Consider the following 15,616-nt stretch of genomic DNA (forward strand, 5'->3'; position numbering starts at 1 on the left):
GGCGCCGACCGGGGGAACGGCGCCCGCACCCTCACCGCCGCCCTCTGCCTCGTCCTCGGACTGGGACTCATCGGCGGCGCCGCCGCCGGGAGTTGGCTCGCCGACGGCACCGGCGGCGGCACCGCGGCCGAACGCGCCTTCGCCCGCGGCGGCACGCTCTGGCGGACCGTCCCCGTCGACGAGCTCTTCCCGCCCGTGCTGCGCGGCGACGCCGCCGGCCCCGGCGGCGCCGGGCGCGCCTGGACCCGGATCGGCGTCGCCCCCGACAGCGGGTGCGAAGGGGCCTTCGACCCCCTCCTGGAGAAGGCGCTCGCCCCCGTCGGCTGCACGCGGCTGCTGCGCGCCACCTACACCGACGCCACCTCCAGCGCCGTCACCACCGTCGGACTGCTCGTCACCGCCACCGACAGCCGGGGCATGCGCGACCTGCGCCGCCGCTTCGCCGACGAACGGCTCGACGAGCGCACCGACCTGATGCCCCGCCCGTACGCGCCCCGCGGCACCGTCGCCGAGCGCTTCGGCACGGCGCAGCGCGCCAGCTGGGCCGTCAGCGTCCTCACCGACGCCCCCGCCGTCGTCTACGCCGTGACCGGCTTCGCCGACGGCCGCACCGGCACGCCCCCGCAGCCGGCCGCCCTGGCCACCCGGCCCGGCGCCACCACCGCCCCCGCCCAGGCCGGGCTCGGCCACGACGCCGCCGCGCTCGCCGGGCGCGTGGAGAGCGGCTTCAGACGGGCCGTGCGCGCCACCGCCCAGGAGGGCTCCCGGTGACCGCCGCCCCCCGGATCCGCCGGCCCCTGCTCACGGCCGTCCTCGCCGCCGCGCTCGCCGTGCTGCCCGCCGCCGGGGCCGCGCACGCCGACTCCATACGCGTCCAGGAATGGGCCCTCGACGCGCTCCACACCGAAGAGGCCTGGCAGACCACCAAGGGCGGCGGCATCACCGTCGCCGTCCTCGACACCGGCGTGGACGACGGCCACCCCGACCTCGCCGGACAGGTCCTGCCCGGCAAGGACCTCATCGGCTTCGGCGCCGGCCCCGGCGACCGCGCCTGGGCCCGGCACGGCACCGCCATGGCCGGCATCATCGCCGGGCGGGGGCACGGCGCGGACGGCGCGGACGGGGTCCTCGGCGTCGCCCCCGAAGCCAAGATCCTTCCCGTGCGGGTGATCCTGGAGGACGGCGACCCCTCCCGCGCCAAGGCCCGCAGCGGCCGCGGCAGCGCCCTCGCCGACGGCATCCGCTGGGCCGCCGACCACGGCGCCGACGTCATCAACCTCTCCCTCGGCGACGACAGCGACACCGCCCACCCCGAGCCGCAGGAGGACGCCGCCGTCCAGTACGCCCTCGGCAAGGGCGCCGTCGTCGTCGCCTCCGCCGGCAACGGCGGCGAGCAGGGCGACCACGTCTCCTACCCCGCCGCCTACCCCGGCGTGATCGCCGTGACGGCCGTCGACCGCTACGGCAGCCGCGCCGCGTTCTCCACGCGCCGGTGGTACGCGACGGTCAGCGCGCCCGGCGTCGACGTCGTCATCGCCGACCCCGACCGGCGCTACTACGAGGGCTGGGGCACGAGCGCGGCCGCCGCCTTCGTCTCCGGCGCCGTCGCCCTCGTCCGCTCCGCGCACCCCGGCCTGAGCCCCGCCCAGATCCGCAAGCTGCTCGTGGACACCGCGCGCGACACCCCGCCGGGCGGGCGCAGCGACGCGCTCGGCGCCGGGGTCGTCGACCCGGCCGCCGCCATCGCCCGCGGCGCGTCCCTGACCCCGGAGGGCCCGGGCCCGCGCGTCACCCGCGAGTACCGCAGCCCGTACTTCGGCACGGCGAACGCCGCGGGCGGCCCGCGCACGCCCGCGCGCCCCTCCCCGGACTACACGGCCCCGGCCGCGGCCGGCCTGGGCACGGCCCTCCTGGCCACCGCCGCCACCCTCTGGCGAACCCGCCGCCGCCCGGCCTGAACGACGGCGGTCGCGCACCACGCCGGTGGCAGGCGCACTCCTTCCGCCGCGACGGTGCTCATGGGGCGCCCCGCCCCGGAATGAGGCACCCCCATAGACTCTGGGGGTGGCGCTCAAGAACATTCCTGATCCCGGGTTTTCCGATGACGACGGTTCCGCCGACGCGGAGCTGACCGCCGCGCTGGCCGCGTGGGCCGGTGACCGCGGCGCCGAGCCGCGCGTGCTCGCCGCGCTGCGCGGGGCGCGCCTGCTCGTGCCGGTCGTGGCCGTGCTCGGCGAGGTGGAGACCGGCCCGGACGGGCTGAAGCGGGAGAAGACCAGCGACATGGCCGTGCCGACGCTGCAGGCGCCGGACGGCCGCAAGGCGCTGCCGGCGTTCACGTCCACCGAGTCGCTGGCGCGCTGGCGCGCGGACGCCCGCCCCGTGGCCGTACCCCTGCACCAGGCGCTGCAGGCGGCCGCGCACGAGAAGGCCGACACGATCGTCCTGGACATGGCGGGCCCGGTGCCGTACCAGCTGACGGGCCCGGCGCTGCTGGCCCTGGCGGAGGGCCGCGAGAGCACCGACCCCCTGGCCGACCCGGCGGTCGCGGAGGCGCTCCGCGCCGTCCTCGCGGCCGAGCAGGCGGTGCTCCGCGCTCATCTGGCCCCCTCGCGGGACGCGGACGGCACGCTGGCGCTGGCCCTGGCGGACGGCGCCGAGGTCTCCGCCGCCGTGCAGCGCGTGGCGCAGGCGCTGGCCTCCGACGAGGTCCTGCGGGCCCGCCTGGTCCGCGGCCTCGACCTGGCCCTGCTGCCCGCCGGCGCCTCCGTCCCGGGGGAGCCCCTCTTCACCCGCTAGCGAGACCCGCGGCCGACAGGCGCCCCGTCGTGGATCGACCGACAATGCGAAGAAGGTCCACGAGATCCCTGGAGGACGCCATGGACGTGAAGCTGGGGGCCGCAAGTCTCGACTCCGTGGAGACGAGAACCGTCGCCGCCGAGTTCCTCGGCACTCTGCTGCTGGTCTTCTTCGCCGTCGGCTCCGCGGTCCTCGCGGCCGACTACATCGGCGTCCTCGGCATCGCCCTGGCGTTCGGCTTCGTGCTGCTGGCCCTGTGCTACGCACTGGGCCCGATCTCGGGCTGCCACGTCAATCCGGCGGTGACGCTGGGCATGCTGCTGGAGCGCCGGATCGCCCCGCGCACGGCGATCGAGTACTGGGTGGCGCAGCTGCTCGGCGGCATCGTGGGTGCGGCGCTGCTGTTCCTGCTGGCCAAGCAGGTTCCGGGGCTGAAGACGCACGGCGCGTTCGGCAGCAACGGCTGGGGCAGCCGCTCGGCGGTGCACCTGAACACCGGCGGCGCGTTCCTCGCGGAGGTCGTCCTGACCTTCCTGCTGGTCTTCGTCGTGCTCGCGGTGACCCACAAGATCGCGCTGGTGGGCTTCGACGGCCTGCCCATCGGCCTCGCGCTGGCGGTGATCCACCTGGTGGGCATCCCGCTGACGGGCACCTCGGTCAACCCGGCGCGGAGCCTGGGCCCGGCGCTGTTCGCGGGCGGGGGCGCGCTCTCGCAGCTGTGGCTGTTCATCGTCGCGCCGCTGATCGGCGGCGTGCTGGCGGCCTGCGCGCACCGGCTGACCCATCCGCCGATGGGCCCGGCCAATCTGGCGGACGACCTGGCGCTGCCGCACTACCCGAAGGGGCCGACGACGGCGGCGCACCCGACGGAGGAGCGCCCCGAGCCGCGGACGGACCGCGACGACGGGGACGAGGGCGGGGAAGGCGGGGAGCGCCCCGGCGGGCCGGGCACGGCCTGACCGGGGCGTCTGCGGCCCGCCCCGCGGGCGGGCCGGCGGGGGTGGCTCAGCCGAAGACGGGGCCCGTGTACTTCTCGCCGGGCCCCTGGCCGGGCTCGTCCGGTACGACGGACGCCTCGCGGAAGGCGAGCTGGAGGGACTTCAGGCCGTCGCGCAGCGGGCCGGCGTGGAAGTTGCTGATCTCGGTCGCACTGGCCGTGACCAGCCCGGCGAGCGCGGTGATCAGCTTGCGGGCCTCGTCGAGGTCCTTGTGCTGCTCGCCCTCCTCGGCCAGGCCGAGGTTGACCGCCGCGGAGCTCATCAGGTGCACCGCGACCGTGGTGATCACCTCGACGGCGGGGACGTCCGCGATGTCGCGGGTCATGGTGTCAAAGTCCGGCGTCTCGCCGGCGGGGGTCGCGTCGCTCATGCCGGACACGATACGTGCCGGTGACGAATCGGTTCGCCACGGGTTAGCACGCCTGCTCCGCAGCTGCTAGAGTTGTGGATCGACCGGCTGGACACTTCCGTGCCCGGCCCACAAGTGGAGCTCCGTTCTCCCACCTCGCCGATCACAGGTCGGCAGGTCTCCGGTCAGGCGGCGCCCATCGTTCCGTACGGACGATGGAGCTGCCCGATATGCGCCCCGCGGCACGCCGTGGCGGTGTTCCGGTTTCATGGAGCCCCGCCTGTGTCCCGTCGGGGCATTTTTGTTGCACCGGCGCGGTTGGTCTTACGAAAAGACGTTACGTGGCTGCCCGCCAGGCCGCCGCGTGGTGCTACCGAGGAGGATCCATCAGCGCCGAGCCCCGCATCAACGACCGGATTCGAGTCCCCGAGGTGCGACTTGTCGGTCCCAGTGGCGAGCAGGTCGGCATCGTGCCGCTTGCCAAGGCACTGGAGCTTGCGCAGGAGTACGACCTCGACCTCGTCGAGGTGGCGGCGAACGCCCGTCCGCCGGTCTGCAAGCTCATGGACTACGGGAAGTTCAAGTACGAGTCGGCCATGAAGGCCCGTGAGGCGCGCAAGAACCAGGCGCACACGGTCATCAAGGAGATGAAGCTCCGGCCGAAGATCGACCCGCACGACTATGACACCAAGAAGGGTCACGTCGTCCGGTTCCTCAAGCAGGGCGACAAGGTCAAGATCACGATCATGTTCCGTGGTCGCGAGCAGTCCCGGCCGGAGCTCGGCTACCGACTGCTGCAGCGTCTGGCGGAGGACGTCCAGGACCTCGGTTTCGTCGAGTCGAACCCGAAGCAGGACGGCCGCAACATGATCATGGTCCTCGGTCCGCACAAGAAGAAGACCGAGGCGATGGCCGAAGCCCGCGAGGCGCAGGCCGCCCGTAAGGCGGAGCGCTCCGGCGCCTCGTCCGCGGACGCCGCCGAGGAGCCCGCAGAGGCGTGATCCGGGGGCGCCCCGCGCCCCGGATGACCCCCCGGGGCATCCGCCCCGGACACCAACCGAAACAGATGACACTCCCGTACGCCCTGCTACGGCCGGGGAGTGCCACGACGAGGAGAGAACGGCGCTATGCCGAAGAACAAGACGCACAGCGGTGCCAAGAAGCGCTTCAAGGTCACCGGCTCCGGCAAGGTCCTGCGCGAGCGCGCCGGCAAGCGCCACCTGCTCGAGCACAAGTCGTCCCGCCTGACGCGTCGCCTCACCGGCAACGCCGAGATGGCCCCGGCCGACGCCAAGAAGATCAAGAAGCTTCTCGGCAAGTGACGTTCCGGCTTCGGCCGCACGTCCACACCGGGACCCAATCGATTTCGGGTCGTGTGAGAATCCACCACGGCCCCGCTACAAGGAGTTAACAAGTGGCACGCGTCAAGCGCGCAGTCAACGCGCACAAGAAGCGCCGGGCGATCCTCGAGGCGGCCAGCGGTTACCGCGGCCAGCGGTCGCGTCTGTACCGCAAGGCCAAGGAGCAGGTCACCCACTCCCTGGTCTACAACTACAACGACCGCAAGAAGCGCAAGGGCGACTTCCGTCAGCTGTGGATCCAGCGCATCAACGCCGCTGCCCGCCAGAACGGCATGACGTACAACCGCCTGATCCAGGGTCTGAAGGCCGCCAACATCGAGGTGGACCGCAAGATCCTCGCCGACCTGGCCGTCAACGACATGAACGCGTTCGCCGCGCTCGTCGAGGTCGCCCAGAAGGCCCTGCCGGCCGACGTCAACGCCCCGAAGGCCGCTGCCTGAACCGGCGCCCCGAGGCTGTAGCGACGCGGACCCGCAGGCCCCACGGCCTGCGGGTCCGTTCGTGTCCGCCCCCGGCCCCACCCGCCGCCGCGCCTCCGGCCGGCCCGGCACCCGCAGCACCGCGCACACCAGCAACCGAAAGTGAGCCCATGGCGGCCCCCGAGCTGACCTCCCTGCGATCTCCCCGTGTCGTCGCGGCCCGCCGACTGAGCAAGCGCAGCTTCCGCGCCAAGGAGCGCCGCTTCCTGGCCGAGGGGCCGCAGTCCGTCCGCGAGGCCGTGGATCACCTGATCGAGGTCTACGTGACGCCGGACGCCGCCGAGCGCCACGCGGACATCGTCGCCGCGGCCCTCGCCGCCGGAGTGCCCGTGCTGACCGCGACGGACGAGGTCATCGCGGAGATGTCCGACACCGTCACCCCGCAGGGCATCGTCGGCCTCTGCCGCTTCCTGGACACGCCCTTCGAGGAGATCCTGGCCGGCCGCCCGCGGCTGGTCGCGGTCCTCGCCCACGTGCGCGACCCCGGCAACGCCGGCACGGTCCTGCGCTGCGCGGACGCCGCCGGCGCGGACGCCGTCGTGCTCACCGACGCCTCCGTGGACCTCTACAACCCCAAGGCCGTCCGGGCATCCGTCGGCTCCCTCTTCCACCTGCCGGTCGCCGTGGGCGTCCCCGTCGACCAGGTGGTCAGCGGCCTGCAGGGCGTGGGCGCCCGCATCCTCGCCGCCGACGGCGCGGGCGACCGCGATCTGGACGCCGAGCTGGACCGGGGCACCATGGGCGGCCCCACGGCCTGGGTCTTCGGCAACGAGGCCTGGGGCCTGCCGGAGGAGACGCGGGCGCTCGCGGACGCCGTGGTGCGCGTGCCGATCCACGGAAAGGCCGAGAGCCTGAACCTCGCGACGGCCGCCGCGGTGTGCCTCTACGCCTCCGCCCGTGCGCAGCGTGCACCCGGAGGGTGCCGCTCCGTGACCTTCAGCTAGTAGGGTTGCCCCCCGGGGGGAGTCGGGAGGGGGTGCGGATGATGAACGTCAGGGCTTCCGGAAGCGTGGCCGACGCCACTCCGGCGGCACCCCGTGCGCCGCACGGGGCCCACGAGCCGGAGGACCCCCTCACGCAGGGGCTCACCGGCCTCGGCCTGCACCCCGACGACCTCCCGGACGGCCTCGTCGTCGCCGATGAGAACGGCCGTGTCACCTGCTTCAACGCCGCGGCCTCGCGCATCACCGCGGTCCTGCCGGACGAGGCGATCGGCCGTCCCCTGGAGAGTGCCCTCCCGCTGGAGGACCTGGACGGCCGCCGCTGGTGGCCCCTCACCGACCCCTACGGCGGGCCGGTCACGCGGCTCGGCCAGCCCGAGCGGAATCTCCTGCTCCCCGGCGGCCGCGAGGTCCTGGTCTCCGCGCGCTACGTCCGCGAGCGGCCCACCGGGCCCGTCCGCCGCCTGGTCGTCCAGCTGCGCGGCACCGACGCCCGCCGCCGCACCGAGCGCAGTCACGCCGAGCTGATCGCCACCGTCGCCCACGAGCTGCGCTCGCCGCTGACCTCCGTCAAGGGCTTCACGGCCACGCTGCTGGCCAAGTGGGAGCGGTTCACCGACGACCAGAAGCGGCTGATGCTGGAGACCGTCGACGCCGATGCGGACCGCGTCACCCGGCTGATCGCCGAGCTGCTCGACATCTCCCGGATCGACTCCGGCCGGCTGGAGCTGCGCCGCCAGCCCGTCGACGTCGTCGCCGCCGTCCGCCGCCACGTCCAGGCGTACACCACGGCGGGCCACCGGGCCGACCGCTTCGAGGTCAAGGTCACCGATCCGCTCCCCGACCTCTGGGCCGACCCCGACAAGGTCGACCAGGTCCTCGGCAACCTCCTGGAAAATGCGGTGCGCCACGGCGAGGGGCGCGTCACCATAGAGGTGGCGCCGGCGCTGCTGAAGGCACGCGCGGAGGACACGGAGGGTACGGCGGTCACCGTGAGCGATGAGGGCCCCGGGATTCCGGAGGAGTCGATGGGCCGCGTCTTCACCCGCTTCTGGCGGGGCAGCAAGCGCGGCGGCACCGGCCTCGGCCTCTACATCGTCAAGGGCATCGTCGAGGCCCACGGGGGGACGATCACCGTGGAGCGGGCCGCCGGCGGTGGCGCGCGGTTCCGATTTACCCTGCCCGTGGGCGCCCCGGCCTTTCTCTCACAGGCCTGAGCGGGCGGCCCGCGGGCTCACCGACCCTCTTGCGCCCCTTAGACTCGACCTTTGGCACCTTTGGCACGACCTTGGCACCCATCTGATGGGCAAGCGCCGCCAGCGAAGTGAAGCCTGGGGGCACCTCCCAGCGGTAGCTGGGGGACAAATCGGAAGCACGGGAAGAGATGTCCGCACCCAATAAGTCGTACGACCCTGTCGAGGTCGAGGCCCTGAAACCGGAAGAGATCGAGCGCATGCGGGACGAGGCGCTCGCCGCCGTCGCCGCTGCCGCCGACCTCGACGCCCTGCGCGAGGTCAAGGCCGCGCACGCCGGTGACCGCTCGCCCCTCGCCCTCGCCAACCGCGAGATCGGCGCCCTGCCGCCGCACGCCAAGGCCGAGGCCGGCAAGCGCATGGGCATGGCCCGCGGTGCCGTGAACAAGGCTTTCGCCGCCCGCCAGGCCGAGCTGGAGGCGGAGCGCGACGCCCGCGTGCTGGTCGAGGAGGCGGTGGACGTCACGCTGCCGTACGACCGCACTCCGGCCGGCGCGCGCCACCCCATCACGACCCTCAGCGAGCGCATCGAGGACGTCTTCGTGGCCATGGGCTACGAGGTCGCCGAGGGCCCCGAGGTCGAGGCGGAGTGGTTCAACTTCGACGCGCTGAACATCGCGCAGGACCACCCGGCCCGGGCCATGCAGGACACCCTCTTCGTCCAGGCCCCGGGCAAGAAGGCCAAGGAGGCCGAGTCGGGCGTCGTGCTGCGCACCCACACCTCTCCGGTGCAGGTCCGCACGATGCTCGACCGCGAGCCGCCCGTCTACGTGATCTGCCCCGGCCGCGTCTACCGCATGGACGAGCTGGACGCGACGCACACGCCGGTCTTCACCCAGGTCGAGCTCCTCGCCATCGACGAGGGCCTGACCATGGCCGACCTCAAGGGCACCATCGAGCACATGGTGCGCTCGCTGTTCGGCGAGGGCCTGACCACGCGCCTGCGCCCCAACTACTTCCCCTTCACCGAGCCCTCCGCCGAGCTGGACATGCAGTGCTACGTCTGCCGCGGCGAGTCGGCCGGGAACCCCGACCGCCCCTGCCGCACCTGCTCCAGCGAGGGCTGGATCGAGCTGGGCGGCTGCGGCATGGTGAACCCGCGCGTGCTGACGGCCGCGGGCATCGACCCGGAGAAGTACAGCGGCTTCGCCTTCGGGTTCGGCATCGAGCGACTGCTGATGTTCCGCCACAACGTCGAGGACATGCGAGACATGGTCGAGGGTGACGTGCGTTTCACCCGGCCGTTCGGGATGGAGATCTGATGCGCGCCCCGCTTTCCTGGCTGCGGGAATACGTCGACCTGCCGGCCGGTGAGACCGGTCGCGACGTGCAGGCCAAGCTGATCGCCGCGGGCCTGGAGGTCGAGCGCGTCGAGAGCCTCGGCGCCGGCCTGAAGGGTCCCCTGGTCGTCGGCCAGGTCCTGACCATCGAGGAGCTCGAGGGCTTCCGCAAGCCGATCCGCTTCTGCACCGTCGACGTCGGCACGGCCAACGGCACCGGTGAGCCGCAGGAGATCGTCTGCGGCGCCCGTAACTTCTCCGTCGGCGACAAGGTCGTCGTCGTGCTGCCCGGCGCCGTCCTGCCCGGCGACTTCGCCATCGCCTCCCGCAAGACCTACGGCAAGGTCTCGCACGGCATGATCTGCTCCGGCGAGGAGCTGGGCATGGGCGACGACGGCACGCACGGCATCATCGTGCTCCCGCAGGAGTACGAGCCCGGCACCGACGCCATCGAGCTGCTCGAGCTGGTCGACGAGGTGCTGGACATCGCCGTCACCCCCGACCGCGGCTACTGCCTGTCGATGCGCGGCATCGCCCGCGAGGCCGCCACCGCCTACGGCCTGCCGCTGCGCGACCCGGCCCTGCTGGACGTGCCCGCGCCCAACGCCTTCGGCTACCCCGTCAAGGTCGCCGACCCGGCCGGCTGCGACCGCTTCACGGCCCGCACGGTCACCGGTCTCGACCCCGAGGCCCGCTCCCCGATCTGGCTGCAGCGCCGTCTGCAGAAGGCCGGCATGCGCGCGATCTCCCTGGCCGTCGACATCACCAACTACGTGATGCTGGAGCTCGGCCAGCCGCTGCACGCCTACGACCGCTCGCGCCTCGACGGCCCGATCGGCGTCCGCCGTGCCGAGGGCGGCGAGAAGCTGACCACCCTCGACGGCACCAAGCGCGTCCTGGACGCCGAGGACCTGGTCATCACCGACAACCGCGGCCCGATCGGGCTCGCGGGCGTCATGGGCGGCGCCGAGACCGAGATCGCCGACCACGCCGCCGGCGAGGGCACCACCGAGGTCGTCATCGAGGCGGCGCACTTCGACCCCGTCGCCATCGCCCGCGCCGTCCGGCGCCACAAGCTGCCCTCCGAGGCGTCCAAGCGCTTCGAGCGCGGCGTCGACCCGCAGGCGGCCTCCGCGGCCGCCCAGCGCACCGTCGACCTGCTGGTGCTGCTCGCGGGCGGCACCGCCGAGGCCGGCGTGACGGAGTTCGCCGCCCCGAGCGGTCCGCGCACGATCACCATGCGCGCCGACCACCCGGACGGCGTGGCCGGTGTGGAGTACGGCCGCGAGACCGTCGTCCGCCACCTCCAGGAGGTCGGCTGCGACGTCTACGGGCAGGACGAGCTCATCGTCACCGTCCCGAGCTGGCGCCCCGACCTCACCGACCCGAACGACCTCGCCGAAGAGGTCATCCGGCTCGAGGGCTACGAGAACCTGCCCGCCACCCTGCCGGCGCCCCCCGCCGGCCGCGGCCTGACCCACCGCCAGCGGCTGCACCGCCGCGTCGGCCGGGCGCTGGCCGGCGCGGGCTACGTCGAGGTGCTCAACTACCCCTTCGTCGGTGACTGGGCGCTCGACCACCTGGGCCTGGAGGCCGACGACCCGCGCCGCACCACGGTGCGCCTGGTCAACCCGCTCTCCGAGGCCGAGCCGGCGCTGCGCACCACGCTGCTGCCGGGCCTGTTCACGGCCCTGCGCCGCAACGACAGCCGCGGCGAGCACGACCTGGCCCTCTTCGAGACCGGTCTGGTCTTCCTGCCCACCGGCGAGGAGACCACCCCGGTCCGGCTGCCCGTCGACCGCCGTCCCACCGACGAGGAGATCGCCGGCCTGAACGCCGCGCTGCCCCGGCAGCCGCGCCGTGCCGCCGTCGTCCTCGCCGGGGCCCGCGAGCTCGCCGGCTACTGGGGCAAGGGCCGTCCGTCCGGCTGGGCGGACGCCGTCGAGGCCGGCCGTGCCGTCGCGCGCGAGGCGGGCGTCGAACTGATCGTCCGTCAGGACCAGCGGGCGCCGTTCCACCCCGGCCGCTGCGCCGCGCTCTTCGCCGTGGTCGACGGCGCCGAGGTGTTCGCCGGCTCCGCCGGCGAGCTGCACCCGCGCGTCGTCAAGGCCTTCGGCCTGCCGGAGCGCACCTGCGCCATGGAGATCGACCTCGATGTCCTGCAGCAGGCCGGCACCGGTGCCGTCGAGGCCCCGCACGTGTCCTCCTTCCCGGTGGCCACGCAGGACGTCGCGCTCGTCGTGGACGCCTCGGTCCCGGCGGCCGACGTCGAGGGCGCGCTGCGCTCCGGCGCGGGCGAGCTGCTGGAGTCGCTGCGCCTGTTCGACGTCTTCACCGGCGAGCAGATCGGCGCGGGCAGGAAGTCGCTCGCGTACGCTCTGCGCTTCCGCGCGACCGACCGCACGCTGACGGCCGAGGAGGCCACCGCCGCGCGCGACGCCGCCGTGGCCGCGGCCGTCGAGCGCACGAGCGCGGTGCTGCGCGGCGCGTGACGCTGTGTGATGCCGTCTGATCGCCTGCCCGGCGGCGGACGGCGGCTGAAAACAGCTGGAAGCAGCTGACGTAAGCCGAGGAAAGTGCAGGTCATGGTGGCCTGAAGGAGGGGCGCATCCGGTTCACCGGATGCGCCCCTCTCGCGTTTCCTCACTCAGGAGTGTCCGAATATCACTCAATAGGGTGGAGTCGAAGGGTCAGGTCGTTACTTAGCGCTGATCGCTCGCGAGAATCGAGGACGTCATTGCTGCTAGGGGGGCCAACGGCATGATTCGGACAAGAGCGGTGCGCTGGCGGCGGGGGGTGGTGTTCGCTCTCCCCGGCCTGTGGGCACTCGGAGTGGTCGCGTGGGAGCTCGTGGGCCCCCGCGGCGAGGCCGTGCAGCTGCTCGCGATCATTGCCGTCGCCGCCGCGGGATGCGCCGTCGCCGGCCGCCGGCGCCGGCTCCTGCGCGAGCTGGAGCGCGCCCGGGAGGTCGCCGTCACCGCCCAGCGCGTGCTGCTCCGCCCCCTGCCGCCCCGGCTCGACGGCATCACCCTCGCCGGCGGCCACCTGTCGGTCAGCGAGGGCGCCCTGGTCGGCGGCGATCTCTACGAAGCGCTGGCCACGCCGTACGGGGTGCGGATCGTCATGGGAGACGTCCGCGGCCATGGCCTGACCGCCATCGGCACCGTCGCCGCCGTCCTCGGCAGCTTCCGCGAGGCCGCCCACGACGAGCCCGCCCTGGCCGGTGTGCTGCGCCGCCTGGACCGCGCCCTGCAGCGCCATCTGTCGTGCGAGCGCGCCCGCGCCGAGGCCCAGTCCAGGCCCGGGGCGGAGCAGGAGCGCGGGCTGGGCGAGGAGTTCGTGACCGTCCTGCTGCTGGAGATCCGTCCCGACGGCCTGGTCACCGCGGTCAACTGCGGCCACCCCTGGCCGTACCGCCTCTCCCGCACCGCCGGTGAGGGCGCCCGCGTCGCTTCCGTGGGGCGGGGCGATCCGCTGCCGCCGCTCGGCCTCTTCCCGCTGCCGCCCGAGCTGCCCGTCGCCCCCCTGACCCGGCTCCTGCCGGGAGACGCCCTGGTCCTCCACACGGACGGCGCGGAGGACGCGCGCGATGCGGCCGGATCCTTCTTCCCGCTCGCGGCAGTCCTCGACGCCGTCGCCGACCGCACGCCTGTCGTCCCCGCCGCGGTCATCGAGCACGTCCAGTCGGCGCTGCTGCGCCACACCGGAGGCCGCCTCTCCGACGACATCGCCCTGCTGGTGCTGAGCAACGACCGCTGCCGGGCGCAGGAGCGCGCCCCCCGCCCCTGTCTGGCCCGTTCCGGACGCCCCCGCCGCTGACGCACAGCCACGGCCGGTTCACACCCCGTGCGAAGCGATCTCCCTTACGCTGGCTCCACCGAGCGTATGCGGAGGGCAGGATGGAGCCCAACACTCTCCTTGACGCCATCCTCGACGAAGCAGGCATATCCCACGCCGGCCTGGCCGCCCACGTCAACGCGGCGGGCCGGGTCCGGGGTCTGGCGCTGCGTTACGAGCACACGGCGGTCGCCCGCTGGCTGAAGGGCCAGCGGCCCCGCGGCCAGGTGCCGGATCTGATCTGCGAGGTGCTCGGCGAGCGGCTGCACCGCGCGCTGACCCTGGACGACATCGGCCTCGGCACCCCGGGCAGTCCCCGCCTGCCCAACACCCCGCTGTCCGGCTTCGTCGAACGGGCCACCGCCCTCTGGCGCTCCGACGAGCAGCAGCGCGAGCACGTCGTCACCGCCCCCGCCGTCACCGGGACCCCCGCCGTCATCCCGGTCTGGGAGTGGGAGAACCCTCCCGAGGACGCCGACGTCTCCCGGCGCGGCCTCACCCGCGTCTCCATGGACGACATCGAGATGCTGCGCGCGGCCCGCACCCACTACGAGCAGATGTACCGCAAGGCGGGCGGGATCGCGACGCGCGCCCGCGTCGTCGGCTTCCTCAACGCCGAGGCGGCCCCCCTGCTGCGCGGCAGCTACACCGACGAGACGGGCCGTCAGCTGCACCGGGCCACCGGCGGGCTGGTCGCCGTCGCCGGCATCTGCGCCTACGACTCCGACGCCCACGGCCTGGCGCAGCGCTACTTCCACCAGGCGCTGCGGCTGGCCAAGGCCAGCGGCGACCGCGGCCTCGGCGGCTACGTCATCGCGCTGCTCGTCAACCAGTCGCTGTTCATGCGCGAGTACCGGCAGGCCGTGGCGTTCGCCGAGTCCGCGCTGCGGGCCGCGGGGACGGAGCTGACCCCGGCCCTCGCCGCCGATCTCTACGCCATGCAGGCCAAGGCGTACGCGCGGCTCGGCGACGGTGCCGGCGCGCTCGCCTGCATCCGCCGCGCCGAGACCGCCGCCGACCGCATCCGCCGCGGCCAGGAGCCCGCCGAGACCGGCTACGTCCAGCCCGGTCTGGTGAACGTGCAGGTGGCCGAGGCGCTGCTCAGCCTCGGTGACCTCGGACCCGCCCGTGAGCACGCGGACCGGGCCGTCGACACCCCCGCCCACGACCGGGGACGTGTCCACCGGCTCGCCATGCTCACGCACATCGAGCTGCGTCAAGGAGACGCGGACAAGGCGGTGGCCACCGCACGGGAGATGACCGAGCAGGCGAGAGGCATGGAATCGCAGCGCTTACGGGACAGACTCCGGGCGGTGCGCGAGCATCTGATCGAAAGCGGGTGTGCGGCCACTGCCGAGGCCGCCGAGATGATCGACGGGGCGCTGCGCGTGCCCCTGTGAGGACAGCGCCCGGGGAGGTGGCCACCTCGGCGGAAGGTGGCAACACGTGCGTTGGAAGAATCTCAGGGAGCGGACGGTCTATGCGAACCGCTGGTTCCGGGTCAATCTCGCAGACGTTCAACTCCCCGACGGCCGCCACCTCGACCACTTCGTCATCCGGCTGCGGCCCGTCGCCGTGGCCACGGTGGTCAACGAGGCCAATGAGGTCCTGCTGCTGTGGCGGCACCGCTTCATCACCGACAACTGGGGCTGGGAACTGGCCGCCGGCGTCGTCGAGGACGGCGAGGACCTCGCCGGCGCGGCGGCCCGGGAAATGGAGGAGGAGACCGGGTGGCGGCCCGGCCCGCTGCGGCACCTGATGTCCGTCGAGCCGTCCAACGGCCTCACCGACGCCCGGCACCACATCTACTGGTCGGACGAGGCCGAGTACATCGGCGACCCGGAGGACGACTTCGAGTCCGACCGGCGCGAGTGGGTGCCGCTGAAGCTGGTGCCCGACATGATCGGCCGTGGTGAGGTGCCGGCCGCCAACATGGCGGCGGCGCTGCTCCTGCTCCACCACATCAGGCTCGGCTAGCGCGCGGCCGCGCACCCGGCCGCGGCACGTCCCGCGTTCACCGGCCGGTCGCCTGCCAGACGGCGAGTGCCAGGGCGGCGACCCCGGTGAGCGCGGCCAGCGAAGGCAGGGGCCACCTGCCGTGCTCAAGGGCCCGCACCCGGTCCGCCATCTCCGTGAGATCGCGTTCCGACTGGTCGCTGCGCTGGGTGAGGAGGGCGAGGTGGCCGTCGATGCGGACGACGCCGACGTCGAGGCTACGACGGAGCTCCGCGAGCTCAGCCGTTCTGGTGGCCTGCTCGGGATGCATGGTCACGGTCCGTACCCCTTCCGGAATGACTCCTGTGTGTCCGACGAGCCGAG

Annotated in this window: 15 protein-coding genes and 1 pseudogene; 14 read left to right on the forward strand and 2 right to left on the reverse strand. The window is 73.6% G+C overall.

All coding sequences use genetic code 11. The annotated features are described in order from the left end of the window. From ACSNOG_RS10200 to ACSNOG_RS10215, 4 genes and pseudogenes are all read left to right on the forward strand, one after another. A pseudogene (locus ACSNOG_RS10200) lies at positions 1-771 on the forward strand (hypothetical protein); the annotation flags it as partial. Beyond that, complete coding sequence (gene mycP / locus ACSNOG_RS10205) at positions 768-1,958, forward strand: type VII secretion-associated serine protease mycosin (RefSeq protein WP_436752257.1); 1,191 nt, start codon at positions 768-770, stop codon at positions 1,956-1,958. The pseudogene ACSNOG_RS10200 and the gene mycP, both read left to right, overlap by 4 nt. A 106-nt stretch (positions 1,959-2,064) precedes the next feature. Then, complete coding sequence (locus ACSNOG_RS10210) at positions 2,065-2,799, forward strand: SseB family protein (RefSeq protein WP_436752258.1); 735 nt, start codon at positions 2,065-2,067, stop codon at positions 2,797-2,799. Positions 2,800-2,915: 116 nt separating this feature from the next. Beyond that, positions 2,916-3,758, forward strand: coding sequence for an MIP family channel protein (locus ACSNOG_RS10215; RefSeq protein ID WP_436752294.1), 843 nt, complete (start codon positions 2,916-2,918; stop codon positions 3,756-3,758). Positions 3,759-3,804: 46 nt separating this feature from the next. On the opposite strand, the gene ACSNOG_RS10220 is transcribed toward ACSNOG_RS10215, so the two are convergent. Further along, positions 3,805-4,167 (reverse strand): DUF1844 domain-containing protein, encoded by a 363-nt coding sequence (locus tag ACSNOG_RS10220; protein WP_436752259.1) that lies wholly within the window; start codon positions 4,165-4,167, stop codon positions 3,805-3,807. 320 nt (positions 4,168-4,487) lie between these two features. On the opposite strand from ACSNOG_RS10220, the gene infC reads away from it, so the two are divergent. The 10 genes from infC to ACSNOG_RS10270 all read left to right on the forward strand — a co-directional run bounded on the left by infC (position 4,488) and on the right by ACSNOG_RS10270 (position 15,274). Next, a complete protein-coding gene (gene infC, locus ACSNOG_RS10225; protein ID WP_106675931.1) occupies positions 4,488-5,147 on the forward strand; it encodes a translation initiation factor IF-3 in 660 nt (219 codons plus the stop codon). Between the two features lie 126 nt (positions 5,148-5,273). Further along, on the forward strand, positions 5,274-5,468 hold the full coding sequence (gene rpmI / locus ACSNOG_RS10230; protein ID WP_030369870.1) for a 50S ribosomal protein L35: 195 nt from the start codon (positions 5,274-5,276) through the stop codon (positions 5,466-5,468). Between the two features lie 92 nt (positions 5,469-5,560). Continuing rightward, positions 5,561-5,947 carry a 50S ribosomal protein L20 gene (gene rplT, locus ACSNOG_RS10235; protein WP_030369869.1) on the forward strand — a complete coding sequence of 129 codons (387 nt, stop codon included), beginning with the start codon at positions 5,561-5,563 and terminating at the stop codon, positions 5,945-5,947. 149 nt (positions 5,948-6,096) lie between these two features. Further along, a complete protein-coding gene (locus tag ACSNOG_RS10240; RefSeq protein ID WP_436752260.1) occupies positions 6,097-6,930 on the forward strand; it encodes a TrmH family RNA methyltransferase in 834 nt (277 codons plus the stop codon). A 41-nt stretch (positions 6,931-6,971) separates the two neighbouring features. Further along, positions 6,972-8,144, forward strand: coding sequence for an ATP-binding protein (locus ACSNOG_RS10245; RefSeq protein ID WP_436752295.1), 1,173 nt, complete (start codon positions 6,972-6,974; stop codon positions 8,142-8,144). A 167-nt stretch (positions 8,145-8,311) separates the two neighbouring features. Beyond that, positions 8,312-9,442, forward strand: a complete 1,131-nt coding sequence (gene pheS, locus ACSNOG_RS10250; RefSeq protein ID WP_436752261.1) for a phenylalanine--tRNA ligase subunit alpha — start codon at positions 8,312-8,314, stop codon at positions 9,440-9,442. Beyond that, positions 9,442-11,952 carry a phenylalanine--tRNA ligase subunit beta gene (gene pheT / locus ACSNOG_RS10255; protein ID WP_436752262.1) on the forward strand — a complete coding sequence of 837 codons (2,511 nt, stop codon included), beginning with the start codon at positions 9,442-9,444 and terminating at the stop codon, positions 11,950-11,952. The genes pheS and pheT overlap by 1 nt, the downstream gene beginning before the upstream one ends. A 268-nt stretch (positions 11,953-12,220) precedes the next feature. After that, a complete protein-coding gene (locus ACSNOG_RS10260; protein ID WP_436752263.1) occupies positions 12,221-13,279 on the forward strand; it encodes a PP2C family protein-serine/threonine phosphatase in 1,059 nt (352 codons plus the stop codon). A gap of 80 nt (positions 13,280-13,359) precedes the next feature. After that, positions 13,360-14,697, forward strand: coding sequence for a tetratricopeptide repeat protein (locus tag ACSNOG_RS10265; protein WP_436752264.1), 1,338 nt, complete (start codon positions 13,360-13,362; stop codon positions 14,695-14,697). Positions 14,698-14,743: 46 nt separating this feature from the next. Next, the gene (locus ACSNOG_RS10270; RefSeq protein ID WP_436752265.1) at positions 14,744-15,274 is read left to right on the forward strand and encodes an NUDIX hydrolase; all 531 of its coding nucleotides are present in this window, start codon (positions 14,744-14,746) and stop codon (positions 15,272-15,274) included. Between the two features lie 37 nt (positions 15,275-15,311). Here ACSNOG_RS10270 and ACSNOG_RS10275 read toward each other — a convergent pair whose 3' ends face one another. Next, positions 15,312-15,563: a hypothetical protein gene (locus ACSNOG_RS10275; RefSeq protein WP_436752296.1), complete on the reverse strand. Its 252-nt coding sequence runs from the start codon at positions 15,561-15,563 to the stop codon at positions 15,312-15,314. Positions 15,564-15,616 lie beyond the last annotated feature (53 nt).

This window comes from Streptomyces sp. URMC 124 (genome assembly GCF_051386455.1).
GTDB lineage: Bacteria > Actinomycetota > Actinomycetes > Streptomycetales > Streptomycetaceae > Streptomyces.